The following is a 26,557-nucleotide window of genomic DNA, read 5'->3' as shown; positions in this document are numbered from 1 at the left end:
AAAACGTCAAAAAAAAGCAGAAAAAACTTCAATAAAATCAATGCCTTTCCTGACCGATTTTTGTGGTTGTAAAAATGCATTGTAAAATGTAACGATTTCTATACATTTTTGTTAGTAAAATATGATATGCTTTCGTGCAATAGAATTGTTATTAGTAGATGTTTGTATAACTATATAAGTAAGATAAGAGGAAAGGTTTGATGGCTCAGGAAACTATTTTTAGTAAAATTATTCGACAAGAAATCCCCGCTGATATTGTTTTTCAGGACGATAAGGTGACAGCATTTCGTGATATTTCTCCTCAAGCGCCGACTCATGTGTTGATTATCCCAAATAAACTAATTCCAACCGTTAATGATATTAAGGAAGAAGATGAAACCATTATTGGGCATATGATGGTTGTTGCTGCCAAAATTGCAAAACAAGAAGGTATTGATGAAAGTGGATATCGTTTAATCATGAATTGTAATAAAGATGCAGGGCAAGAAGTTTTTCATCTTCATATGCATTTATTAGGCGGTAAAAATTTAGGTAGATTAATAGGTTAATCATGATATGAAACAGATCAAGCGCATATTTGTTACAAGTTCACTGGTTTTTGCTTTAACGGGGTGTCACCTTATTAGTAATACCCAAAAAGTTGAGGTGAAACCACCTGTAGATGTTACTCAGCCTGATGATACTGGTATGATTGAAATGCCTCCTGAAATTGCTAAACAGACTGATTGGAATTCGGTATTATCACCATTTATCAGTAAATTAGTGAGTTCGTCATCTTTAGACTCAGATAATAAGTTGATTTTAATTAGCGATATCCAAAACCGTAGTGGTGATTATTTTGCCAATAATAAAATTGCTGATGCATTGCATCAATTAATGCACAAACAAAATACATTCACTGTAGTTGATCAACAAGCGATAATCCAAGCTAAACAATCACTGGGTATTTCGGCTGATGATAAGCTTGTGTCACGAGGTAAGATGATTGGTTTAGCTAAGTCGATGAATGCAAATTATGTCCTTTTTACAACAATTTATAAAGTGCCAAGCGAAAGTACTGATGCCGATTTAGCTATGGAATTACTTTCAACGAAAAGTGGCGAAATATTAATTAGAGTTGCGTCGAAAGATTTTCCAAAACCGTCTGATAGCAATAGTAATGCACAATCAAAACAAATTGGAGATAATCAATAATGGGGCCGTTGTTGATTGATGTTGATGGTTTAGCATTAACTGAAGAAGATAAAAAACTGTTGCAAAATCCGTTGATTGCAGGGGTGATTTTATTTAGTCGTAATTATCAAGATCAAGCTCAATTGATGGCATTGATAAAACAGATTCGATCTGCCTCTTCACAGCGTTTATTAATTTCGGTCGATCATGAAGGTGGGCGAGTTCAGCGATTTAGAGAGGGGTTTACGGCAATTCCTCCTGCGCAATCGTTTGCGGCACTTAATAACCTTGAGCAAGCAAAGTCTTTGGCTTTTGATGCCGGTTGGGTTCTTGCTATGGAACTTATTGCTTTTGATATCGATCTTAGCTATGCGCCCGTTTTAGATTTAGGTCACGATTGTCTTGCTATCGGTACACGTTCTTTTCATCAAGATGTCGATATTGCTTATCAAGTTGCTTCCGCTATGATTGATGGTATGCATGCTGCAGGTATGAAAACTACAGGTAAGCATTTTCCTGGGCATGGTCATGTGATTGCTGATTCACATAAAGAAACGCCTGTAGATCATCGCGAAAAGTCGCTTATTGAACTTGATATGCAAATTTTTGCCAAATTGATTGCGGATAAAAAACTTGATGCAATCATGCCTGCTCATGTTATCTATCCTGCTTTTAATAATAAACCTGCTAGCGGTTCGCCATATTGGCTTAAAACAGTGCTTCGTGAGCAATTACATTTTGATGGTGTAATCTTTTCTGATGATTTATCAATGGAAGGTGCTTCAGTAATGGGGAATCATGCTGAGCGAGCCCAAGCTGCGTTAGCTGCTGGTTGTGATCTGCTTTTGGCTTGTAATAATAGGCAAGGGACATTAGCTATTTTAGACCAATTAGCAGCATTAGATAAGATTCATTCCTTAACATCAGATAAAGCAAAATGTTTATTAACCAATACAAAAATCACCTATGTAGAATTAACAAAAAGTTCTGAGTGGCAACATCGTCGTGATAATTTATTAAAACTTAATGAAAAGTGGACAGAGTATGCAAGCAGCAATCATTGAAATGGATAATGACCAACTTCTGGTTGCCTATAATCATGTAGCTAGAGCACTATTTGCTCAAAACGATTTAGTATTAAATCAACCCTTTAATTATAAAAAGGTCTTCAATCTTGATAATACAATAAATATAGATGGACAAGATGATACGATTATTGTGTTAAATTCTCAGCACGTTTTATTGCAAAAAGTGATGGAATCATCTAAAACAATATTTATTTTACAACCAATTGAGTATTTAAAAAAAAGGTTATCAAAAATAAAGGTTGTTGGTTCTCAAGCTTTTGATATTTTTGCCAGCCAAAGTTTAGTCATGCAAAAACTTATCGCTCAAGCTAAAGCATTCTCAATGCAAAGAGAACCATTGCTTATCTCTGGCGAAACTGGTACAGGTAAAGATTTACTTGCTAATGCTTGTCATCAATACAGTTCACGTGGCGATCAGGCTTTTCTAGCATTAAATTGTGCAGCTATGCCTGATGAGGTTGTTGAAAGTGAATTATACGGGCATGCAGCTGGTGCTTATCCTGGCGCTATTGAAGGTAAAAAAGGCTTTTTTGAACAAGCCAACGGTGGCTCAGTATTGCTTGATGGCATTGATGAAATGTCGTTTCAAATGCAAACTAAATTATTACGTTTTATCAATGATGGCTATTTCCGCCGTGTGGGTGATGATGATGAAGTTTATGTCGATGTTAGAATTATTTGTGCAACAAAGGTCGATTTAGCTGATTTGGTTGAACAAGGTAAATTTAGAAAAGATCTTTATTACCGACTTAACGTACTATCGCTTAATTTACCTTCTTTACAACAGCGTAAAGACGATATTCAATCACTTACGCATATTTTTGTAAATGAATATGCCAATAAACAAGGTATCATACCACCAACAATTGATGATAATGTTATTGATAATTTTACCCGTTACTCATGGCCAGGTAATGTAAGGCAACTTAAAAACATACTTTATTCGGCATTAGCGCAATTGACTTCGCCTAGGTTAACGGTCAAAGACATTGTGTTACCGACTCCAATCACATCGCAACTATCGTGGGTCAACAATATTGAAAATAAAACTCTTGATGAAATAACCAAACAGTTTGAAAAAGAGATCTTATTAAAATTATATGATCAATACCCAAGCTCAAGAAAGCTGGCCAAAAGATTAGGTGTGTCGCATACGGCGATTGCAAATAAGTTGAGAGATTATGGGATAGGGCGGTAAGTTTGTTTTATAGCACTAAAAGAGTTTTAGTAACAGGAGGAGCTGGATTTATTGGTTCTGCTGTCATTCGATATATTATCGAACATACTCAAGATCATGTCATTAATATTGATAAATTAACCTATGCGGCAAATTTGAACTCGCTAGCAATGGCTTCTAGCAGTGAAAGATATATTTTTGAACAAGTTGATATTTGTAATCGACAAGCATTGGATCGTGTATTTCAACAATATCACCCCGATGCAGTGATTCATTTAGCGGCTGAAAGCCATGTAGATAGTTCAATAACCAGTCCTATTGCTTTTATTGAAAGTAATATTATAGGAACTTTTACACTTTTAGAAGCTTCTCGAAATTATTGGAATAATTTGTCTGATGAGAATAAAGACAAATTTCGTTTTATCCATGTATCAACTGATGAAGTTTATGGGGATCTAGGTAGTACGAAATCATTCTTTACTGAGGTAACACCGTATTCACCAAGTAGCCCTTATTCCGCTTCTAAAGCGTCAAGTGATCATTTAGTTAAAGCATGGTATCGCACGTATGGTTTACCAACTATTATAACACATAGTACCAATAATTATGGACCTTACCAGCATACTGAAAAACTGATCCCATCTGTAATTTTTAAGGCACTGGCAGGCAAGCCCATATCCATTTATGGCAATGGCTTACAAATACGTGATTGGATATATGTAGAAGATAATGTCAAAGCTATATATTCTGTCTTAAAGAAAGGTAAAATTGGCGAGACTTATAATATTGGTGCAAATAGCGAATATACGAACTTAGATACAGTACAAATTATTTGCTCAATGATGGATGAACTTATTCCAAAACACCCAAATGGAATCAAACGATATCAAGATTTAATTCAATTTATATCTGATAGACCTGGCCATGATTATCGATATGCTATCGATTCATCGAAAATTCAAAAACAGTTAAACTGGAAGCCACAAGAAAAGTTTGAAAGTGGATTGCGAAAAACTATTGAATGGTATTTAAATAATACAGGAGTGATAGGATAAATTTATGTTACCTAGTATTTCAATTGTAGTGCCTGTTTATAATGTGGAAAAGTATTTGCGGCAATGTTTAGACAGTATTATAAATCAGTCATTAACCAACATAGAAATAATTTGTGTAAATGACGGTTCTACTGATAATTCACTTGCAATTTTACAAGAATATGCAGATAAAGATTCGAGAGTTCGTATCATTGATAAGTTAAATAGCGGTTATGGTCATTCAATGAATGTTGGTATTCAACAATGCATTGGTGAATATATAGGCATTGTTGAATCTGATGATTTTGCTGAGCCCAATATGTTTGAATTGTTATACAAAGTAGCTGTCGAGAATGATTTAGATATTGCAAGATGTCACTTTTTTACATTTATGCAAAAAGATAGCTCAATTAAAAAGATTGATTCATATCAAATGGAAAGTCACGTCTTAATTAATCCGCAAAATGATTCATCTCCATTTTTACAATGGCCGTCTGTGTGGGCTAATATTTATAAACGAACATTTATTCAAAAAAATAAACTGAAATTTTTAGAAACACCTGGTGCATCATATCAGGATACAGCATTTAGCTTTAAAGTTTATGCTTGTGCAACAAGAATGATGCTTATTGATACTCCATTAATTTATTATCGAATACATGACCAATCGTCAATAAAGAGTAAAGATAAGGTATTTTGTATTTGCGATGAATTTAATGAAATAATGACTTTTTGCAAAGATAGACGGTTATATGAAAAACTAAAATTCTTAATTTGTCATCTTCAATACAAAAGTTATAAATGGAATTATAATCGATTAGAAATGCCTTACCGTTATCAATTTCTTTTACATATGTCTAAAGAAATTATTGAAAATAAAAAAGTTTATTGCAAAAGAAATCCTTTTTTTACTTTTAAAGACATTAAAAAAATTTTGATTATTAGATTTTTACCGTTATTGTATAAATATAGGGGTAAGCTATAGTTTTAATATAATTTTTAGATTTCTATAAAATTATGAATACTAATAATTTAATTGACACTATAAATTGTTTTTGTATTTTATTGCTACTTGTAGGATTTGCTAGCGTTATTTACAATAATTTGAGAAACTACTGCAGTAAATATACATAAAAAAACAAAACTAACGCTTTATCACAGACAAGAGATATGGTGCTTATATCATAAAGAAAAATAATGGTTACTGATTTGGCTAAACGTTTTATGGTCATTCGTTAGGCGATTTATAACTTACTAAAGAAAGCCCGATTGAAGCTTTTTGTTACTTTAAACAGTAAAAATGAACGTTATAAAACTATCAGTTATGGAATTAAACGTCTGGTTAAAGTCGAAAAATCTATTGAAGATAAATTAAGACGGCAAGCTAAACGCTATGACAAAACCTATCCAGGTGAAATGCCACACGTTGATACCAAACATTTGTCTTTACTTAAAAACGAAACGATGATAAATCCCAATTTCGCTCGGCACAGTTTTTACAAAACGATGTGTTAGCCCAGTGTCCTTATATCATCACTACATGTATTTATTCCGATAATGGACGTGAATATCAAGGCACAAGTGAACATCTATTTGTTAAAACGTGTCATAACAATCGTATTAATCAAAAATTTACCAAACCCGACTGCCCACAAACGATTGGGAAAGCCGAAAGAGTGATAGGAACTTTAAATTGAGATGTGGCATAATCAGCAAATATTTAGCGATTCAGAAGATAGAAAACAAAAACTTAAATGCTTTATTAATTTTTATAATACCGTTAAATCGCATAAAGCGATTCTTGGAAAAACGCCTTATGAGTTTTTAGAGGATTATTTTAACCATGAAGTGTAAACAACTCGGCGTTTTCTTACATATAAAAGAATAATATCCTATTATTTATTAAGGAATAGTTATGGGATTTAGAAATTGGTTTTTTTCCAAAATTTATACTGATAATAAAAAAGTTAAACATCAAGTTTTAGATATAAATTGTAAATTAGATGAATTAAATCAAAAAATATCTTCGATTACTGAATATTTTCATTATTTAGAAAAAGATGAAAAGAATAATGAATTGTTACAAAGAATAGTTTTTCTAGAAGAAAAATTAGAACTAATGCATAGGTTAATTGAGAAAAATACTAATTTGAATATCGATATTCGTAATTTGAACCAAACAGTTAATCTTATTTCGACGAATAGATCAATTAATAAAAAACAAAAGATTTCATGTTTGTTTTTAGTACATAATATTGAGTCATGGGATAGTATTTTTTCTATTTATCAAGAGATGCTTAAACGTAACCAATTTAATGTCATTGTTGCATCAATAAATCGGCGATATCCGGGAAGTCAAGCATTTAAAGATGAAGAATATGTGCATAATATTTTATTACAATTAGGTGTACCTCATTTGAGGTTCAATAATGATAACTCATATGACGATTTAAATATTATTAAAACATTGGCTCCTCATGTGATTTTTAGACAATCACAATGGGATTATGATATCCCCCCTGCTTTTAGCACAGATAATTTAAGATTCACTAAACTATGTTTAGTCCCATATGAAATTATGAATTTTGTTCAATTGGGATTTAATCATTTATCTAGTCATTATCATAGTTCTTGTTGGAAGCTTTTTGTCGCAAATCAGCAAACTAAAATAGAGCAGGAACAACATGATAAACTCAATGGACTTAATGTTTTTGTAACAGGTCATCCTAAAGTAAAAGCATTAAAAAACGCCAAACCAAAATGGCCGATTGTTTCAAATTCTAAAAGTAAAAAATTTAGAATATTGTGGGCTTCTCATCATAGTACGGATAAAAATTGGAGTAATTTTAGCGTTTTTTTAAATATATATAATGATATGTTAAATTGGGCAAAAGAAGATGACTCAATCGAATTCGTATTTAGCCCCCATCCAGCATTAGTGACAGTTTTGGAGGCAATAACAGACGAAACTCTTAAACGTAGCGTGCAAGAATTTTTTGTAGAATGGAATAAGCTAGATAATACTTATTTTTACAGAGAAGGTCCTTATGGTCAGCTGTTTCAAGCTTCCGATATTTTAATTATGGATGGTATAAGTTGGCTATTAGAATATCAATTGATGAAAAAACCATTAATTTTTATTGAGCGTGAAGATCATTCTGCATTTACGGTGAATGGTGAGCTAATTGCAAATGGAACAAATAGAGTGTCTACATTTGAACAGGCGAAAGCGTTAGCATATCGATTTAAAAATGGCGAGCCAGATCCAAATCGAAAGAATCAAGATATTGTTGTTGAACAGTTATTGTCAATCGATAATGCAGCAGAAAATATTGTTGATTCTATAATAGATGGTTTAGAGAAAGAATAACCGTTATATTAAAAAATTAACTAAATGCATTAAAAATACTTGTTGATATTATCAGTATTTTTGATGTTTAAATAAATTCATATAAAAATGTTTGTGATTATACATAGTAAACTATTTAGTTAGATGATAGTAAAATTAATTATGAAGTTTTGTATATAAATAATACAATATATTATTATATAATGGATATACTATCTTTTGTGAAATTCTTGTAAAGAAGTTATAATATTATTTTCCAACCTAATTTAACCCATTAAAAAATGACTTTAAAAAACTTAGTATGTATTCAAAATATTCTTATTCCAAATAAAACTTTCGGTGCGAACCCGTCAAAATATTTACACTCACATTTAATTAGTTATTCTGGTGATGAAATTGTGATTTTTGAAGGAGGAGTAGCATCTTTTGACTCTTACTATAATGCTTTATCCTTACCTGTTTGGAAAGAACAGTGTGATTTGAATAGTATAGATTTTTGTGTAAGAGGAAAAGGAAAAGCTGTTATTAAGCTGTTTATAGCAAGTATGAGTACTGATTACGAGCTAGCTAATCAAACAGTAGAGTTAAATGAATCTTTACAATCTATTTTTGAATATGACTTATCGAAGATAGAGCATACAGGTTTACTTTACGTTACCATTTCACCTATGGATGATAAAGTCGTTTTTAAAGGTGGTGGATGGTATACGCGTGAACAACCTAAACGAGATGTAGTTCTTGGTATTAGTATTACCCATTTTAATCGTAAAAATTATGTATTACCAGCCATTGAAAGAGTGAAAAAAAATATATTAGACAATCCTAAATATACAAATAAAATTCTTTTTACTGTTGTTGATAATTCTAAAAATATTACTAAAGAAGAAGCTAATGGAGTTAATGTAATTCCTAATGAAAACACTGGCGGATCTGGTGGTTTTATGCGCGGATTACTTCATTATGAAAATGATACTAATGCTACACATGTTTTATTTATGGACGATGATGCTTCTTGTGAAACAGAAAGTATAACTAGAGCTTATTGGATTTTATCTTATGCAATAAACAGTGATACAGCTGTTTGTGGGTCATTATTTATTGATGATCGACCCGATTTTTTAATTGAGAAAGGAGCTTCTTTTGACACATATGGTCGTCCAAATAGCCATAACTATAATATGGCCGCAAGGGATAGCTTACTTGCGGCAGAGTTAGCTCATCAGCCTAAAATAACTTATGGAGCATGGTGGTTTTTTGCTTTCCCTATTGAAAATATTAAAAATTATACATTTCCTTTTTTTGTGAGAGGCGATGATATATTTTTTAGTTTATCTAATAAATTTAATTATATTGCGCCAATAGGTATTGCTTGTTATGGAGAAAGCTTTTCAGCTAAAACCTCACCATTGACTATATATTTAGATACTAGAAATAATATTGTTAATTCTCTTTATTTGCAGCGTCCAGTGAGAAAAATAGTAAAAACTTATAAAAGGTTATATTTAGCTGCACTTTATTCACATAAATATGAAACTGTCGCAGCTATTAGATTGGCTTTTAACCAAATCTATGGTGATATTGATTTTTGGTTTAAAAATTATGATTTAAGTGATATAAGAAAATTTTTTAGTGAATCCATAAAAGTAGAAAAATTTACGAATGTTGATATTGATTCATTAAAACCTGTTTATGTTTATAAACCTATAAAAAAAATTATTAGAAAAATATCATTTAACGGTTTGTTATTTCCAATGAGAAGTAAAATTGCATATCAAGAGTTTGGTTTTTGTGCTAATTATGATCACATTTTTAGATTCAAAAATATTCTTTATTATAAACCAAATAGTAAAACAGGTTTTATCGTAAAAGTTTCACGTATTAAGTTTTTTAAATTACTATTTTGTCTTTATATTGATATATTTAAAATGAAATGGAATTATAAAGCTAATTTGGCAAAGTATAAAAATAACTTCGGAAAACTTACGTCTAGAGATTTCTGGGTTAAAATCTTAAAAATATAAATGTACTTTTAAATTAAACTTATTACTAAAAATATACCTGCCATTTAGAATAGCAGGTATATTATCAATTTAATACAATGTATTAACAAAATCTAAAGCTTTTTCAATTACATTATGCATATCGTAATATTTATATTCAGCTAATCTACCGCCAAAATAAATTTGCTTTTCTTTATCTGCAAGATCTTTATACTTCTTAAATAATGTAGCATTTTTATCATCATTGATTGGATAATATGCTTCATCGCCAATCTTCCAATCGCGAGGATATTCTTTAGTTATAATGGTGTGATCTGTTTCAACGTAGTCAAAATGCTTGTGTTCAATAATACGAGTATAAGGAATTTCGTATTCAGTATAATTAATTACTGCATTTCCTTGATAATTTGCTTCATTAATTGTTTCATTTTCAAAACGTAAAGATCTATATTCTAAAGCACCATATTGATAATCATAAAATTTATCGATTGGGCCGGTATAAATAATTTTATTTGCTAGTTCAAGATTATCTTGTTTATTTTCAAAAAAATCAGTATTTAATTTTACATCAATATCTTTAAGCATTTTTTCAATAATTTGTGTATACCCACCTATTGGGATACCTTGATATTTATCATTGAAATAATTGTTATCAAAGGTAAATCGAACAGGCAACCTATTAATTATAAATGGAGGAAGTTCAGTTGCTTTTCTTCCCCATTGTTTTTCTGTATACCCTTTGATTAATATTTCATAAATATCCTTTCCAATTAACGATATTGCTTGTTCTTCAAGATTTCTTGGATTTTCAATATGATATAACTTTTTTTGTTCTTCAATTTTTGCTTGTGCTTCTTTAGGCGTTTTTACTCCCCATAATTGATAAAAGGTATTCATATTGAATGGTAAATTGAATAGTTTATCTTTATAATTTGCAATAGGAGAATTAGTAAAACGGTTAAATTCTGCAAAACTATTAATATAATCCCATACTGTTTTATTATTAGTATGAAAAATATGGGCGCCATACTTATGAACTTGAATACCTCCGTTATCTTCGGTATATATATTTCCAGCTAAGTGATCCCGTTTCTCTATTAGAAGTATTTTATTTCCTCTTTTTTTTAATTCATGAGCACATATAGAACCAAATAAGCCACTGCCAACAATCAAATAATCATATTTCATAATTTTCCCATTTTTGGTAAAAAAACTTTACAAACAAATAGTACATTTTTAATATAAAAATGCAAATGTTTAATAGCTTAAGTTTCCATAAAGAATATATTATTTAATATTTTTTTAAATAATTTTATGTGATTTTTTAATAATATGTATTTTAAAAGGCTAAATTTTGCTTATTTTGGTTGGGTCGATATTATTTTGAATGAGAATTTTAATGAACATGCACACGCCACTAATTTCAATTATTATACCAGTGTATAATTCTAGTTTGTTTATATTAGATACATTAGCCTCTTTACATGCACAGTCTTATAAAAATTTTGAAATTATTATTATCAATGATGGTTCTACTGATAATTCAATCGATATAATAAAAAAATATCAAAGAAAAAATAATAATATCATTTTATATAATCAAGAGAATAAAGGAGTATCAGTAGCAAGAAATAAAGGTATCGAATTATCTAATGGTGAGTTTTTAACATTTCTTGATAGTGATGATACATATTCTCCTAATTTTTTGGAAAAGATGCTATGTAAACAATGTGAAGAAAATGCTGATTTAGTTTATTGTGGATATAATAGAGTTAGTTCTTCAGGTAGAGTTACAATTGTACCGTGTCTATTTAAGGAAGGAAGTATTTTAGACTCCTATTTACAAAGAAATGGATATTTCCATTTTTCTGGTATGTTGATCCGTAAAACCATCTTAATTGATAATTATATTTATTTTGAGGAAGGGCGAGTTATTTCTGAGGATCTTTTATTCACAGTTAAACTTCTTAATAAATCAGATTGTTACTGTGTTAAAGAACATTTGTTCAATTATGTTCAACGTTCAGACTCTGTTATGTCTTCTTACTGGTCAGAAAATAAATGGCTTGCTGATATTGAAGGGCGGAAGAAAATTCTTTCATATTTAATAGTTAAATATCATAAAAAAGATAAAGAAGAAATCTTAAAATTGGCTTCTACATGTGTTTTTCAACGAGAAATATCTTACTTAATTGATTGCCTAAAAAAAATGCATTATGAGAAAGTTAAATGTTATTTGAAGAAGAATGATTTCCATACTAGAATTGAATTTATAGGGGATTCTATGCTTAATAATAAAGATTGGAAAAAATATAAAATCTTAAAAAAGGATAATAAACTAATCTGGTTTTTTTATACTCTCTATTATAGATTCTTTCGTTTAAATATTAAAATTTTTTGAATATTCATTTTATACAGAAAATATTTAATAAAATAAAATATACTTGAGAATATTTGTTTCTGATGCAATTTATGCTTAGCACAATATCTCATTTGTGCTGTTGTGATAGGCGATAGCAGAGGTATTGAATTCAATGGCGATGCAGATTTCGTATTAAGAAAGTATTGCGAGCATTTGTAATCTTTAGCCCAACTATGCCATGGTTTAGTTGGACCAATATAATGAATTAATATTGTTTCATCTGAAATAGGCGAGTAGCAATTAACGTTTGATTTGTATTTTAATTCATAATTAATGCTTACCTGTTGATTATATTTTCTATCAATATATTTAACTTTTTCAAGTAATAATAGATTTAATACATCTTGATCAAGATGTGTGAATTTTATTGATAGGTCAGGATCAGAAAGTAACTTTAGTGCTCTACTATTTATATTAGTCTCTTGCCATTTTTTCAGATTGATTAATAAAAAACCTGCATTAAAGTAACCTGATGATAATTTATGCTCGTTGAGTCGGTTTGCGCATTTATTCCACCATATAGAATCTTTTTCAGTAACTACGTAGGCTATATTATTATCAAACTGTAATGTAAATAATTCTTGTAAAGAACCTTTACATATAATATCGGCATCCAAATAAAGTATTTTATCTATTTTATTATACAAATAATCGGCAACTATAAATCTAAAATAGGTTGCAATTGTCCAGTTTTTGGTTGTTGGTAAATTAGATAAATTGTTGTCATCCACTAAATAAATTGTAATATCGGTATTATATTTATCAGCAAGTTGTTCTAATTTTTTTTCACAATCGTCGTTAATGTAATTTGTGAATATATGGAAACTAAAATTTAAATTAGAATTAGCCACTAAAATAGACGTAATTGAAACAGCACAACCTAAAAAAAAGTTTTTATCAATGCCATATGCAATGTTTAATTTGTTGCCCTTATGACTGGAGGCAAATCCTATTCTTTTTTTTATAACCTTGTTAGCATTGAAATACATTGCCTATTTCCTGTTACATCATCCTTTAATAAAATAAATTATTTAATTATTAAGTTGAGTTTCTAAACATAGTAGAGAGTAAAGGCCTACTTTGACCCAAAATTTATTATATAGATAAAACAAAATTTTTCTAGTTGAAAAAGAATTGTAATAAAATTTTAAATTCATAGATTATGTATAGTATAATCTGTGATCTAATTAACTTTTTGTATCTGTTATGTTCAATAAATATAGCTCATTAAATACCATAAAACAATTGTGGCCGTTTATTTATCCGCATAAAAAAGCTTTAATTGTTGCTATTATTGCTCTTTTGTTCAATGCTGCAACCGATGCAACTTTAATTTCGTTAACAAAACCATTATTAGATAATGGGTTGATGGATAAAAACTATGAGTTATTAATTCTTTTTTCAATTGGTATTATTGGTTTAATTGCATTGCGTGGTTTGTCAAATTATTGTTCTACATATTGTTTATCTTGGCTGTCGGGGAAAGTCGTGACTAAATTTAGGCAATTAATTTTCGACCATCTAGTAAAAAGTCCAATTAGTTTTCTTGATAAGAACCCAATTGGAGAACTTGTTACTGTAATAACCTATAATACTCAGCTATTATCAAAAGCATCATCAGATGCGCTTATTATTTTAGTTAGAGAAATAGCCTATGCTATAGGTTTATGTATAGTGATGTTTTATGGCAATTGGAAACTTGCTTTAGTGTTAATCGTTGTTGTGCCATTAGTTATTTTTATCGCTCAATTTATTGCGAAAAAATTTCGTCATGCACTTGTTTCTATGCAAAAAGGGATAGGGACTATTACTACTGCAGCAGATGAAATGCTAAAAGGCCATAAAGAAATTTTGATTTTCAATGCTCAAAAATATGAAAAAGATAATTTTTATTCAATTAATAAAATTTTTAGAAGAAGTATTTTAAAAATTGTTTTAGTTTCTGGTTTATCAACACCTATAATTCAATTAGTAGCGACATTAGCTTTAGGATTAATTTTGTTTCTTGTTGCTAGTCAAACACTTGATATTACTCCAGGTTCTTTCACGGTTGTTTTTTCGGCTATGGTTGCTGTAATGCGTCCTTTGAGAGAGCTAACTAGTGTACATCTTGAATTGCAAAAAGGTTCAGTGGCCTGTGAGTCGCTTTTTGGTCTTTTAAATTCACCTATTGAAGAAAATAACGGAACTATTGATTTAGAAAGGGCAAAAGGCAGTATTGAATTTCATCAAGTAACATATACATATCCAACAAAAACATCACCATCTTTAAATAATATCAGTTTTAAAATTAAAGAGGGTGAAACTATTGCTTTAGTTGGTCGCTCTGGAGCAGGTAAATCAACTATAGCTAGTTTATTGCCACGATTTTATGATATTTCAATAGGTGAAATATTGATAGATTCCGTGGATATCAAAAAGTACACTCTTAAATCATTACGTAATCAAATAGGGTATGTTTCTCAGCAGGTTCATTTATTTAATGGAACGATAGCTGAAAATATAGCTTATGGAGCAAAAAATAATTATAGCCAACAAGATATTATAAATGCAGCAATACAAGCGAATGCTATGGAGTTTATTGATAAACTAGAACATGGTTTGGATACTGAAATAGGTGATAATGGTGTTTTATTATCAGGTGGACAACGTCAGCGAATTGCAATTGCTAGGGTATTATTGCGTGATAATCCAATTTTGATTTTTGATGAAGCAACATCGGCTTTAGATAATGAATCTGAACGATTAGTGCAACAAGCAATAGAACATTTACAAAAAAACCGCACTTCTATTATTATTGCGCATCGTTTATCAACAATTGAACGAGTAGATCGTATTTTAGTTATTGATGAAGGTAAAATAATTGAGGAAGGCACTCATAAAGCTTTGTTACTAAAAAATGGTCTTTATGCCAAAATGCATCAATTACAATTTAACGCTTAATTAAAAATATATTATGAAAAAAAATAATAATCAATCAATAAATAATTATATTGATCAAGACTCATCAACTTGGAAAACCTTTGCTAAATTATGGCCTTATATTGCAAAACATAAATTTATTCTTTTTTTATCAATAATATTACTTATTCTTAGCGCTTTTGCGGATACCTCACTCATAGCCTTGTTACAACCGTTGTTGGATAAAGGGTTTGTAGAAAATGATCAGCATTTTTTAATGATGGCGCCATTGTATATTTTCGGATTAGTGTTACTTCGTGGTGTTGCAAATTATGGATATGCTTTCTTATTGTCGTTAATTTCAACTAAAATTGTTCTTGAAATTCGGCAGCGTCTTTTTAATCATTTTGTTGATGCTCCTGTAAGTTATTATGATCAAAACTCTACAGGAAGATTGTTGTCTCGTATTACTTATGATACAGATCAAGTCGCCTCATCATCATCAGATGCTTTGATAACAATAGTGCGTGAATCAGCTTTTATTTGTGGTTTATTTTATACTATGTTTAGCAATAGCTGGCAGTTGTCTTTATCGTTGATTATCATTACGCCAATTGTTATTGGGTTAATTACTTTTATTTCCGTAAAATTTAGGCGATTAGCCAAAAATATGCAAAATTCAATGGGTAACGTAACCATGTCTGTTGAACAAATGCTAAAAGGTCATCGTGAAATTATCCTCTTTGGTGCCCAAGATGAAGAGTCAAGAAGCTTTGATAAAGTGAATAATAAATTTCGTCGTGATGGTATGAGGTTAGTTTCTATTTCAGCATTATCAACGCCAATTGTACAACTTATCATTTCGTTTGCTATTGCTTTTGTCTTATTAATGGCGAGTAATCCTGATTTAAGTATTACACCAGGTGAGTTTACTGTAGTTTTTTCTTCACTAGTAGCATTAATGCAACCGATAAAGAGTCTAACCAGTGTTAATGCCGAATTTCAGAAAGGAATGGCTGCTTGTCAAACTTTATTTGCTATTTTTGAACAACCAGTCGAAAGAGATAATGGCCAACTCAATATTGATCGAGTTAAAGGGAATATTGAGTTTAAGCATGTTAGTTTTACTTATGAAACTAGAAAAGAGCCAGCTTTGCAAAACATAAATTTTTCAGTAGAACCGCATAAAACGATTGCTTTAGTTGGAAGATCAGGTTCTGGAAAGACAACTATCGCAAGTTTGCTATCTCGTTTTTATGATATAAGTAGCGGCGAAATTTTAATTGATAATTATAGAATCCAAGATTTTACTTTATATAGCTTACGCAATCAAATTGGGCTAGTTTCACAAAATGTTCATTTGTTTAATGATACTGTCGCTAATAATATTGCTTATGGACGAGTTGGCGAATACTCCCAAGATCAGATAGAAGAAGCTGCTAGAAAAGCTTATGCTTATGATTTTATAAAAGGGCTCGAAAATGGATTTGATACAGTCGTTGGAGAAAGTGGAGTATTATTATCTGGTGGTCAGCGTCAACGCATTGCTATAGCAAGAGCTTTGTTAAGAGACACACCTATATTAGTGCTTGATGAGGCAACTTCGGCATTAGATACTGAGTCAGAGCAAGCAATACAAAAAGCTTTAGAAGATTTACAAAAAGGGCGTACATCAATAGTTATTGCCCATCGCCTATCAACGATTGAAAACGCAGATAAAATACTTGTTATTGATAGCGGGAAGATTGTTGAGCAGGGTAATCATGAAGAATTGTTATCGATGAATGGATTATATGCAAAATTATATCAAGGAAATTTTACAAGCTAACATAAAAGGAGTTTTACAGGCTCATATATAAATATTTTTTGCATGATAAGGTATTGAAGGGAATATGATAAACAAATTACTAGAATGTATTAGGTACTTAAATAGGCAAAGAAATTTAAAGGTAAAACCGTTTAAATTGGCTATTAAATTAGCCTGGTTAAATCGAAAAAAAAAGGTAAGAACTATATTTCATCCTGATGAGTATCATTCTGTAGCAATTCTTATGAATGATCAAGGAATTGGCGATGCGATAGTTACTTCCTATTTAATTAAGTCCCTTCGAGAAAATGGGTTTAAGGTTTATGTTATCGTAGAAAAAAGGATCGCCTTTCTTTTTGAGCATTTTATTTCAGTGGATGGTGTTTTATTCTACGATAGAAAAAAAAGTATAAAACAATTAAAAGAACAATTACAGAGCACAAGAATTGATGTTGCAATTGACCTTGTTGATAAAGGCCACAATAGTGTAAGGCGTTGTCAAATCATTCAAGCTATCAGCCCATTGCATACAATTGGCTTCAATCAAGAAAAATATAAATTGTATGATACGTCAATATCTTATCACGAGTATACGTCTCATGTTTCAACAAGAAGTCAGAAAATACTTCAATTAATGAATATTCAATCTGAACCGATACAGTATTACATTAATATTCCAACCGATAATGAGCAGTTTGTAAGAAATTTTATTAAGCCTATAATTGAATCAAACAGAAAAATAATTATTTTTAATCCTTATGGTTCAAATGAAGCTAGAAGTTTTTCTAACTCTCAGATTGATAAGATTTTATCCTTCTTATCACAATATGATGATTGCACAACAATTGTGGTGGGTGAACCTAATAAAATTTCTCATATTGAAGCTAAAAAAAATATTATTATAAACCCATTACCTTCTTTTTTTGATACAGTGGCGTTAGTTAAATATTCAACTTTAGTGATTTCTGTTGACACTTCTATAGTACACATTGCTTCAATTTATAATATAAGAATGATTTGCGTCTATAATAATAGGATTATTGATAAACAATTTATTAATAATTTTGTATGGGGACCAAATTATTCCAATGCAATACAAATATTTACTAATGATAACCTTGGTACAGGGCTTGGTGATCCAATAGCTAACCTTGATATTAGCATTATGCTTGAAAAATTGAAACCAGAGATAAAAAACTATAATTAAATAATTTATTTGATGAATAGGAATTATTTTGGCTAGTCTAAATCAAAAATTTCGACAATTAAACTGGAAACGTAATTTTATTACAAAAAAAATTAAGTATTTTATATTTATAAAATTTTTATCTTTATTTACTATATTTTTACGAAGTAAAAACAATTCATTAATTCCTTGTTCAGTTAAAAAAGTTCTTGTTATAAGAAATGATTGTATTGGCGATATGATAGTTACAACGCCATTTATTCGATATTTATCAACGGCAGGATATAAAGTATATGTGTCTTCAAGAAAAAATAGTTTAGAAATTTTAAGTAATAACCCTTATGTAACTGATTGTTTTTTATATGATGATGGAACTTTTAGTAAGTTAGTGAGATCACTTAAAATCATTAGAAAACATCAATTTGATTTGGCTATCGACGCAAGATTTCACAGACGATTAGACTTAAAACATTTGTTTTTTTGTGTTTTTGTTAAAACTTTACATCTACTCAGCTATAACAAAAGTAATATTAAATCATTCAATATTTCTTTACCTTATTATAAAACGACGGAACATGTTACAAATCAATTAAAATATTATTTAGACTATCTTGATATAAATTATGATTCATTTGGTTATGATATCTTTATTGATTCAATAAAAGATAAAGATGCTGATCTTTTTATTAATAACAATATTAAACCAAAAGAAAAATTCGTGGTAATTAATCCTTATGGAGGCTCTGATTATCGTTGTTTATCAGAACTTCAGATTTTAATGTTGTGTAATTTATTTAAAAGCTACTATCAAGAATATAGAATTGTAATAATTGGACAAGGTGGAAATTTTGATAAATTGTGTATACCAGGTACAATTAAATTTCAATCTCCCTCAATTTTAGATGTTTTTCCTTTAATAAAAAAAGCTGATTTAGTTATTAGTGTTGACACATCTATTGTGCATGTGGCTTCAGCATTTTCGACTAAGTGTATTTCAATCTACATGGAGCCGTTACTTCCTAAATCGGATAATTTAAAATCTATTTATAGTCGAGAGTTTAGTAATTATAAATATTTATTACAAGATTTATTTTTAGATAAAGCCTATATAAAAAAGCATAACCCTAATCTTGATTTACAAATAAATAAGGATATTTGGTCCCCTAACGGCATAAATAGCAAACAAATTGTTTTTTATTCTAATAGTATGAAAACAATCAATCCTGATATATTAGTAAAATCTATAAAAGAACATATTTAAATTAAGAATAGCTAATTTTTAAGTTTATGAATTAAATAAAGCAGATAATACTTAAAGCCATTTATAATTTTTCTATCTCTTATGTGGTTTTTGGCATAAATACGATAATCATTAACGCGCATTTTATGTTTATAACTTTTAAGTGGACTATTTGCCCAAGGAGTGAAGTGTTTATAGAAACTATAAATATCTTGCGCGAGCCCTTTATGTTCTTGATACCACATCTTTCTGGCACCAGTAAAGTGAATGATAAAAGGTAAAGACTCTTTATTATAAAAGAAAGTTTCTTTTTGTTTATTGTTCATCCAAGTAAATAAATAATTCCAGTTAGTATCTATAAATAGAACTTGATGCTGTAAAACTATATTTAGAGCATCTTGATCTGGATAAATTAAATGTTTTTTTTCTGCGGACAGCAATATCTTATTTGCTTTATTTTCTGTATCAAAATCCATCCAATTATTAACATTAATGTATAAAAAACCAGAGTTGAAATAACTTTGAGAGGTAAGTTCCAACCTTTTTTGGTTCTTGTTCATATTTTCTTTATCTAATGAGTCTTGTGTTACAGCACAAATGACCGAGTCTATATTTATATTTAAAATTGGTGATATGTCAGAAAAGCATAAGGTATCCGCATCCAAATAAATAAATTTATCAACTTTACCATATAATAGTCTTGGAACTGATAATCGAATATACATCGATCGGTTAATATGCTTTATTTTATTATTCGGAAGATCTGAATATTTATTTAGCTCATCTGTTGAAATCGAATAAATTGTGATTGAAGGACTTATTTTTTGTAACTTATGTTGTTCTTCTGGTACGACATCATATAAAAAGACATGGAAATGAATATTATGATCCATATTGTTAAGTATAATAGAGGTAATAGATACAGCTACATGTTCAAGATAATTTGAATCACTACAGTATGCAATATTAATCCTATTATTCATTTCTAATACTCTTTAAAACTTAACTTTGTTATTTAGTCATTATTAAATCAATATGTCAATATAAAATTTATTATTACTTCATTGTTTAATTTAACATATGTTACAATGCCTTAATCTTTTTTAACATAATCGAAAAATTGGCATAAGATGAAAGAAAATATTTTTATCAGCAAAATCAAAACACTATTTAACAATACCGTAGAATCTTTTGATACCGTACATATAGCATTTTGTTTTGATGATAACTATGCAATGCCAGCAGGTATTGCTATGTCTTCAGTAATTTTGAATAATTCAGATAAAAATCTTGTATTCCATTTATTTGCCAATAATGTATCTAGCGAGAAAATTATAAGATTTAATCAATTAAATAAAGAAAATATTACCATAATTTGTTATGAAATTAGTGATAATTTTTCAATTAATCCAGATACTTTAGTTTTACATGTTTCTGCTTCAACTTGCTTACGATTTGTTGTGCCACAGATACTAAATAAAGTAACTTCTCGAGTTTTATATTTAGATTGTGATGTACTGTGTACAAGTAACCTTAATGAATTAATTAATATTGATTTAACTGATAAATATTCTGCGGTTGTCCCTGATTTGGAAAAAACCCAAGAAAAACAGTGTGCTAGCTGTAATATTCCTTATGGTGAATACTTTAATGCTGGAATGATATATATTAATACAGATATGTGGGTGCAAAATAACCTTACTGAAAAAGCTTTTGCGATGATTAACAGTGGTAAAGTTTATAAATTTGCAGATCAAGATGTCCTAAATATTTTAATGCAAGGTAAAACAGTATTCTTACCTAGATGTTTTAATTATCTTACTGCGCTAACTGCGGGTGGAAAAGAAGATAATCTTATTGGTAATGATGTTGTGATTATTCATTATGTCACTGGTAATAAACCTTGGTATAAACTATATTTGACGCCTCTTTATCAACATTATATAGAGTCTTCTTGTTGGGCAAATGATAAATTATTGCTAGCTAATGAAAATGCCCCGTCAACCACCAGAAGATATGCTAAATTACTTGCTAGTCAGCATAAATATTTTTCTGCATTGAAGTATTATCTACTTTATTTGAAACATAAAGCGTTCAAAAGACGTTAAGGAATAATGTCGTGATTAATGTTGAAAAATTTATTAACCAAAAAAATGAATTATTATCATGTGTTTTTTTGAATAATGAACATGTATTACATATTCTTTTGTGTTTTGATGATAACTATGCTCTATCAGCAGGTGTAGATATTGTTTCAGTTATTGAAAATAATAAAAATAATCAGATTCATTTTCATATTTTTACTCACAATGTCTCGGAAGAAAATAGAAAAAAATTTGCAACAATCAACTCTGATAATGCTTCAATAACTGAATATGTTATTAATGATGAGTTTAAAATTGATCAAAAAAATACTGAACAATTCCCTATATCAGCTTGTGTTCGGTTAATAGCTCCAATAATTTTAAAAGATATAGCTGAAAGATTGCTTTATATTGATAGTGATACACTTTGCCTTAAAAAATTAAATTTTATTAATGAAGTTAATTTACATTCTGCAATTGTTGCTGCTGTTGCTGATGAACCCTATATGCAACAGTCTCAGTGTGCTAAATATAACATAACATATGGAACATATTTTAATTCTGGCGTGATGTTAATTAACATACCTCTTTGGTGTCAGGAATGCATTACTTCTAAGACATTAAAGTTATTAAATAATGGTGATAAATATCATTATCCTGATCAAGATGTATTAAATATTTCTGTAGGTGAAAGAAGAATTATATTAGAAAAAAAATATAATAAATTATTGGCGCTATCAATAAATGGTAATGAGGATTCTAATGTTCCAGATGATACTGTTTTAATTCATTACATAACTAAAAATAAACCATGGCATCAGCCTTATCGTTCAAGATTATTTGATTATTATTTGGAAAAGTCTCCATGGAGAAATAATGCTTTACCTTTATATAGCCGAAAGAAAACATCTTCAATCCGAGCTTATTCTCGATTGATGTTTAAAGAAAAGAAATATTTGCTATCAATAAAACATTATTTAATATATTTGAAAGTAAAATTTTTGACTAAATAATTATATTTATACATTTTTTGTTATTCAACATTGTTAAAATGTCAATGTTCTTATATATCTTTTTTGCTTAGTTATTGTTATATTATTAATGATTTTAAGGTTATTCATGATCCAATTCTGTTACAACAATAAATCTTTATTTAAATTATAGAGATATTGTTTTCATAACATTGTTTAATTCCAAAATTAATTTTCTAATTTTATTAATTTTTTGAATTTATTTTTTATTAGGTATATTTTAAGTGATTGATGATTTTTCTGAAAATGGTTTATTGGCTAAAGCTATTGATGGATTTGTGGCAAGAGAGCCACAACGAAACATGGCAAGTAAAGTTTCAGAGTCAATAAATAAACAACAGTCTCTTGTTGTTGAGGCTGGAACTGGAACAGGTAAAACATTCGCTTATTTAGTACCCGCTTTACGTAGTGACAAGAAAGTAATACTTTCCACGGGATCCAAGAATCTACAAGATCAACTTTTTAGTAAAGATCTGCCTATTATCAAAAAAGCATTAAATTACACTGGCAAGATATCTCTTCTTAAAGGTAGGTCGAATTATCTTTGTTTAGAACGATTGTATAATCAATATGCAGCTGCAGGAGATCTTGATAAAGATTTACGTGTTGATTTAGTTCGTGTCAAAAATTGGTCAATTAAAACCAAAGATGGAGATATTAGCAAATGTATAACTGTCACGGAAGAAAACCCAATTTGGCCAGTATTGACCAGTACAAACGAAAGCTGTCTAGGAAGTGACTGCGAACATTATAATGATTGTTATGTTGTTAAGGCTCGTAAGCGTGCTTTAAATGCGGATATTGTGGTTGTTAATCACCATCTATTTTTAGCCGATGTTGTGGTAAAAGATACAGGTTTTGGTGAGCTTATTCCTAAGGCTGATGTAATGATTTTTGACGAAGCCCATCAGTTACCAGATCTGGCTTGTCACTATTTTGGACAACAGTTAACTAGTCGTCAGCTACTAGAACTTGCAAAAGAGATAACGCTTAGCTATCGTACTGAAGTAAAAGATATGTCTCAGCTACAGCAGTGTGCAGATAAATTGCAAAAAAGTGTTCAAGATTTGCGTATTGCAATTAATCAGCAACCACCTAAAGGTAATTTGCGAGTGTTATTCAAACAGCAAGCAATAAAAAAAGAGTTATCTTATCTTTTTGATGCATTAGATTTTTGTCGTGAGGTTTTAATGTTGGCAATAGGGCGATCTACAGCATTAGATAATTGCTTTGAACGAGTAAATCAATACATCAGCTTATTAAAAAAATTAAGTGAAACATATGTAACTGGGTTTAGTTATTGGTATGAATGTACTTATAATTATTTTGTTTTTGCGATAACACCATTATCAGTGGCCGATAAATTTTCTGAACTATTAGCACAACGTAAAGGTAGTTGGATTTTTACCTCGGCAACTTTGTCTGTTGATAATAAATTAGATTATTTTACTAAGCGCCTTGGTCTTACAAATGCCGAGTCCCTTATTTTAGAAAGCCCATTTGATTATTTAAATCAAACTGTCATGTGTGTTCCGCGTTATATTCCTTCTCCTAATGAACAAGGTAATGCTGAAAAATTGGTCGATATATTATTACCAGTTATTGAAGCAAACAATGGTCGTTGTTTCTTCCTATGTACTTCTTATGCCATGATGAATGCTTTAGCAAAACAGTTTAAAGAACTCACCAAATTACCAGTATTAGTACAAGGTGAAACAAGCAAAGTAAAATTACTTGAGCAATTTATACATAGCGGAAACGCCTTATTAATTGCTACCAGTAGTTTTTGGGAAGGTATTGATGTTCGGGGCGATACCTTATCTTGTGTTATTATAGATAAATTACCATTTACATCTCCAGACGATCCTTTAATAAAAGCTCGTATGGAGGATTGCCAAATGCAAGGTGGAGATGCATTTAATGATGTGCAATTACCTGAAGCTGTTATTACCTTAAAACAAGGTGTAGGTCGATTAATTCGCCATCATAATGACCGTGGAGCAATTATTATTTGTGACAATCGCTTGGTTATGAGACCTTACGGTGCAACCTTTATTAATAGTTTACCTCCATCGCCAAGAACACGAGATGTAAATAAAGTTATTAATTTTTTATTATCTAAAACTAACTTATAAAATTAAATATTTTGGAAAAGAAATGAGTACTATCTTAGCTATTGATACCTCAACAGAAGCATGTTCGGTAGCTTTACTTTACCGTAATGAAATCACTCATGATTTCATCATATCAGCACGCGATCATACTAAGCAAATATTACCAATGGTGGATAAACTTCTTGTACTATCAGATTGTTCACTTGCTCAAGTTGATGCCATAGCCTTTGGGCAAGGGCCTGGTAGTTTTACTGGCGTTAGAATTGGCATTGGTGTTGCACAAGGTTTAGCATTAGGCATTGACAAACCAATGATAGGAGTTTCAACGTTGATGACCTTGGCTCAAGGTGTATATCGAACACAAAAAGCCACAAAAGTCATTGCTACAATTGATGCCAGAATGGGTGAAGTCTATTTAGGACAATACTCTTACAGCAATAATCAATGGCAAACAGTTATTTCAGAATGTGTTATTGCACCTGAAAAAGTAATAGAAAAAGTGGAAAATATAGGTAATGATAGTTATTGTGCTGGCACTGGTTGGCAAACTTATCCAGATATGATTAAAGGAATAAGACAGAGTGATATCTTATTACCTCACGCACAGGATCTAGTCGTTCTTGCTAAGAATAAATGGTTAAAGAATGAAGTAGTTAATGTTGAGCAAGTAGAACCAACTTATTTACGTAACGAGGTAACTTGGAAAAAACTACCAGGTCGTTAATAACAAGTAAATATTAAAAAGCCACCAAATGGTGGCTTGAATTTAATACACTCGTTTACATTATTCTTTAAATAAACCTAAATGCTCTTTTGCATAAGCTTCAAAATCAGTACAACCACCGATTGGTTTTTCATCAATAAAGATTTGAGGTACTGTTTCAACAGGTTTACCAACACTTTTAGATAGATCCTCTTTAGTAATGCCTTCTGCGTTAATATCAACATAACGATAAGAAAAATCATCACGCTCTTGAGAAAGTTTTTCAGCTAGTTCTTTAGCTCGAACACAATAAGGGCAACCTTGACGCCCAAAAATTACAGTATACATTTTCACCTCGAATAAGTTTTTTACATATAAATACTATACGTTACTTTAAATTAAAGAAAAGTTGTTAAATATAGTTGATTAAATAGATTATATCTATTAATGATGAAATTGAAAAGCTAACGTGGCTACAAGACTTTACAAAAAGTTGGGGAAAGAAGTTTATTGTAAAATAGTCTAGCATCAAAACCAGCTTAATCTTACTATCACAATTGGCTATAGTTAGTTCAGCTAATGCAATACTAAAAGCGACTTCAAGTCTGGTCATTGCTAGGAATGCCAGCAAGTGGTGGCATTATCGAGTGCAGATAAACATGGTTGTACTGTCAACGGTGTTTTTTATAGTGAGGTGAGTGGTACTATAAAATCTAGTGAAGTGAACGGATTTGATGGTAATTTAACGCTTAATGATTTTAAAGTGGTAACTTATACATCAAACAATTTAGATAGGATTGAGAATTATAATAATATAGATAATGCTGATCCACAGCATCCGTTTAAAGTTGAATCGACTTATTATTGGTGGTATGACAATAGCGGAAGACGCATAACTGATGATGATAAGAAAAAATTATAGGTTGTGACAGCGGCATTTCAATGCATTAAAACTTACCATAAAAACCAATGTATGTAGCATCAATACCTTACCAATTCTATAAACAGAGGAAAAGTTAACCACACATACAGTGGTTCGATTGGTTAAGGATTTTTATATGCTTAACAAAACTTTACAAAAAAGTAGGTGAAAAATGAAATTTTTATTCTAAAATAAAGTTGAATTATTATACATTATAGTTCCATTTTGGAATTACCAAAAATGATGTTAATTGTTTATTTTATAATAATAAATCAATAAAAATAAGTATGAGGAATAATAAAGTTATGATAAAATATGGACTTAAT

At 30.0% G+C, this 26,557-nt stretch carries 24 protein-coding genes; 20 read left to right on the top strand and 4 right to left on the bottom strand.

The window, feature by feature from the left end; all coding sequences use genetic code 11:
* Nucleotides 1-200 precede the first annotated feature (200 nt).
* The 10 genes from ACGH6Q_RS00950 to ACGH6Q_RS00905 all read left to right on the top strand — a co-directional run bounded on the left by ACGH6Q_RS00950 (nucleotide 201) and on the right by ACGH6Q_RS00905 (nucleotide 9,842).
* Nucleotides 201-548, top strand: coding sequence for an HIT domain-containing protein (locus tag ACGH6Q_RS00950; protein WP_034914696.1), 348 nt, complete (start codon nucleotides 201-203; stop codon nucleotides 546-548).
* Between the two features lie 7 nt (nucleotides 549-555).
* Complete coding sequence (locus ACGH6Q_RS00945; RefSeq protein WP_085165046.1) at nucleotides 556-1,194, top strand: hypothetical protein; 639 nt, start codon at nucleotides 556-558, stop codon at nucleotides 1,192-1,194.
* On the top strand, nucleotides 1,194-2,237 hold the full coding sequence (nagZ, locus tag ACGH6Q_RS00940) for a beta-N-acetylhexosaminidase (RefSeq protein WP_411591488.1): 1,044 nt from the start codon (nucleotides 1,194-1,196) through the stop codon (nucleotides 2,235-2,237). The genes ACGH6Q_RS00945 and nagZ overlap by 1 nt, the downstream gene beginning before the upstream one ends.
* The gene (locus tag ACGH6Q_RS00935; protein WP_411591486.1) at nucleotides 2,218-3,459 is read left to right on the top strand and encodes a sigma 54-interacting transcriptional regulator; all 1,242 of its coding nucleotides are present in this window, start codon (nucleotides 2,218-2,220) and stop codon (nucleotides 3,457-3,459) included. Before nagZ ends, ACGH6Q_RS00935 begins: the two co-directional genes overlap by 20 nt.
* 2 nt (nucleotides 3,460-3,461) lie before the next feature.
* A complete protein-coding gene (gene rfbB / locus ACGH6Q_RS00930) occupies nucleotides 3,462-4,493 on the top strand; it encodes a dTDP-glucose 4,6-dehydratase (protein ID WP_411591485.1) in 1,032 nt (343 codons plus the stop codon).
* Between the two features lie 4 nt (nucleotides 4,494-4,497).
* On the top strand, nucleotides 4,498-5,457 hold the full coding sequence (locus ACGH6Q_RS00925; protein WP_411591483.1) for a glycosyltransferase: 960 nt from the start codon (nucleotides 4,498-4,500) through the stop codon (nucleotides 5,455-5,457).
* Nucleotides 5,458-5,741: 284 nt separating this feature from the next.
* Nucleotides 5,742-5,987, top strand: coding sequence for a hypothetical protein (locus ACGH6Q_RS00920; protein ID WP_411591482.1), 246 nt, complete (start codon nucleotides 5,742-5,744; stop codon nucleotides 5,985-5,987).
* Between the two features lie 183 nt (nucleotides 5,988-6,170).
* Entirely contained in the window at nucleotides 6,171-6,326 is a 156-nt protein-coding gene (locus ACGH6Q_RS00915; protein ID WP_411591481.1) for an integrase, read from the top strand.
* Nucleotides 6,327-6,387: 61 nt separating this feature from the next.
* Entirely contained in the window at nucleotides 6,388-7,842 is a 1,455-nt protein-coding gene (locus ACGH6Q_RS00910; RefSeq protein ID WP_411591479.1) for a hypothetical protein, read from the top strand.
* Nucleotides 7,843-8,102: 260 nt separating this feature from the next.
* Nucleotides 8,103-9,842, top strand: a complete 1,740-nt coding sequence (locus ACGH6Q_RS00905) for a glycosyltransferase (RefSeq protein WP_411591478.1) — start codon at nucleotides 8,103-8,105, stop codon at nucleotides 9,840-9,842.
* A 69-nt stretch (nucleotides 9,843-9,911) separates the two neighbouring features.
* Here the strand turns inward: ACGH6Q_RS00905 and glf are convergent, their stop codons facing one another.
* Complete coding sequence (gene glf, locus ACGH6Q_RS00900) at nucleotides 9,912-11,009, bottom strand: UDP-galactopyranose mutase (RefSeq protein ID WP_411591476.1); 1,098 nt, start codon at nucleotides 11,007-11,009, stop codon at nucleotides 9,912-9,914.
* A gap of 211 nt (nucleotides 11,010-11,220) precedes the next feature.
* Here glf and ACGH6Q_RS00895 point away from each other — a divergent pair, with 211 nt between their 5' ends.
* Entirely contained in the window at nucleotides 11,221-12,222 is a 1,002-nt protein-coding gene (locus tag ACGH6Q_RS00895) for a glycosyltransferase family 2 protein (RefSeq protein ID WP_411591475.1), read from the top strand.
* Here ACGH6Q_RS00895 and ACGH6Q_RS00890 read toward each other — a convergent pair.
* On the bottom strand, nucleotides 12,186-13,232 hold the full coding sequence (locus ACGH6Q_RS00890) for a glycosyltransferase (protein ID WP_411591473.1): 1,047 nt from the start codon (nucleotides 13,230-13,232) through the stop codon (nucleotides 12,186-12,188). The genes ACGH6Q_RS00895 and ACGH6Q_RS00890 overlap by 37 nt on opposite strands.
* Before the next feature lie 217 nt (nucleotides 13,233-13,449).
* On the opposite strand from ACGH6Q_RS00890, the gene msbA (ACGH6Q_RS00885) reads away from it, so the two are divergent.
* The 4 genes from msbA (ACGH6Q_RS00885) (at nucleotide 13,450) to ACGH6Q_RS00870 (ending at nucleotide 19,398) form a co-directional block, all read left to right on the top strand.
* The gene (gene msbA, locus ACGH6Q_RS00885) at nucleotides 13,450-15,186 is read left to right on the top strand and encodes a lipid A export permease/ATP-binding protein MsbA (protein WP_411591471.1); all 1,737 of its coding nucleotides are present in this window, start codon (nucleotides 13,450-13,452) and stop codon (nucleotides 15,184-15,186) included.
* A gap of 13 nt (nucleotides 15,187-15,199) precedes the next feature.
* Nucleotides 15,200-16,972, top strand: coding sequence for a lipid A ABC transporter ATP-binding protein/permease MsbA (msbA, locus tag ACGH6Q_RS00880; protein ID WP_411591468.1), 1,773 nt, complete (start codon nucleotides 15,200-15,202; stop codon nucleotides 16,970-16,972).
* Nucleotides 16,973-17,108: 136 nt separating this feature from the next.
* Nucleotides 17,109-18,158, top strand: coding sequence for a glycosyltransferase family 9 protein (locus tag ACGH6Q_RS00875; RefSeq protein WP_411591466.1), 1,050 nt, complete (start codon nucleotides 17,109-17,111; stop codon nucleotides 18,156-18,158).
* A 28-nt stretch (nucleotides 18,159-18,186) separates the two neighbouring features.
* Nucleotides 18,187-19,398 (top strand): glycosyltransferase family 9 protein, encoded by a 1,212-nt coding sequence (locus ACGH6Q_RS00870; RefSeq protein WP_411591464.1) that lies wholly within the window; start codon nucleotides 18,187-18,189, stop codon nucleotides 19,396-19,398.
* Between the two features lie 11 nt (nucleotides 19,399-19,409).
* On the opposite strand, the gene ACGH6Q_RS00865 is transcribed toward ACGH6Q_RS00870, so the two are convergent.
* A complete protein-coding gene (locus ACGH6Q_RS00865; RefSeq protein WP_411591461.1) occupies nucleotides 19,410-20,360 on the bottom strand; it encodes a glycosyltransferase family 8 protein in 951 nt (316 codons plus the stop codon).
* A gap of 147 nt (nucleotides 20,361-20,507) precedes the next feature.
* Here ACGH6Q_RS00865 and ACGH6Q_RS00860 point away from each other — a divergent pair, with 147 nt between their 5' ends.
* The 4 genes from ACGH6Q_RS00860 (at nucleotide 20,508) to tsaB (ending at nucleotide 25,330) form a co-directional block, all read left to right on the top strand.
* Nucleotides 20,508-21,485 (top strand): glycosyltransferase family 8 protein, encoded by a 978-nt coding sequence (locus ACGH6Q_RS00860; RefSeq protein WP_411591459.1) that lies wholly within the window; start codon nucleotides 20,508-20,510, stop codon nucleotides 21,483-21,485.
* Between the two features lie 11 nt (nucleotides 21,486-21,496).
* A complete protein-coding gene (locus ACGH6Q_RS00855; protein WP_065589349.1) occupies nucleotides 21,497-22,474 on the top strand; it encodes a glycosyltransferase family 8 protein in 978 nt (325 codons plus the stop codon).
* 242 nt (nucleotides 22,475-22,716) lie between these two features.
* On the top strand, nucleotides 22,717-24,627 hold the full coding sequence (locus ACGH6Q_RS00850; RefSeq protein WP_411591456.1) for an ATP-dependent DNA helicase: 1,911 nt from the start codon (nucleotides 22,717-22,719) through the stop codon (nucleotides 24,625-24,627).
* A 22-nt stretch (nucleotides 24,628-24,649) separates the two neighbouring features.
* On the top strand, nucleotides 24,650-25,330 hold the full coding sequence (tsaB, locus tag ACGH6Q_RS00845) for a tRNA (adenosine(37)-N6)-threonylcarbamoyltransferase complex dimerization subunit type 1 TsaB (RefSeq protein ID WP_065589347.1): 681 nt from the start codon (nucleotides 24,650-24,652) through the stop codon (nucleotides 25,328-25,330).
* A gap of 60 nt (nucleotides 25,331-25,390) precedes the next feature.
* Here tsaB and ACGH6Q_RS00840 read toward each other — a convergent pair whose 3' ends face one another.
* Nucleotides 25,391-25,657: a GrxA family glutaredoxin gene (locus tag ACGH6Q_RS00840; protein WP_034912061.1), complete on the bottom strand. Its 267-nt coding sequence runs from the start codon at nucleotides 25,655-25,657 to the stop codon at nucleotides 25,391-25,393.
* 283 nt (nucleotides 25,658-25,940) lie between these two features.
* Here ACGH6Q_RS00840 and ACGH6Q_RS00835 point away from each other — a divergent pair, with 283 nt between their 5' ends.
* Nucleotides 25,941-26,231 (top strand): hypothetical protein, encoded by a 291-nt coding sequence (locus ACGH6Q_RS00835; RefSeq protein ID WP_411578930.1) that lies wholly within the window; start codon nucleotides 25,941-25,943, stop codon nucleotides 26,229-26,231.
* Nucleotides 26,232-26,557: the final 326 nt, after the last annotated feature.

The sequence above is a fragment of the Gilliamella sp. BG2 genome (assembly GCF_046635645.1).
GTDB classification, from domain to species: domain Bacteria; phylum Pseudomonadota; class Gammaproteobacteria; order Enterobacterales; family Orbaceae; genus Gilliamella; species Gilliamella bombi.
Note: the sequence above shows the minus strand (reverse complement) of the source record. Positions and strands in the feature narration are given on the sequence as shown.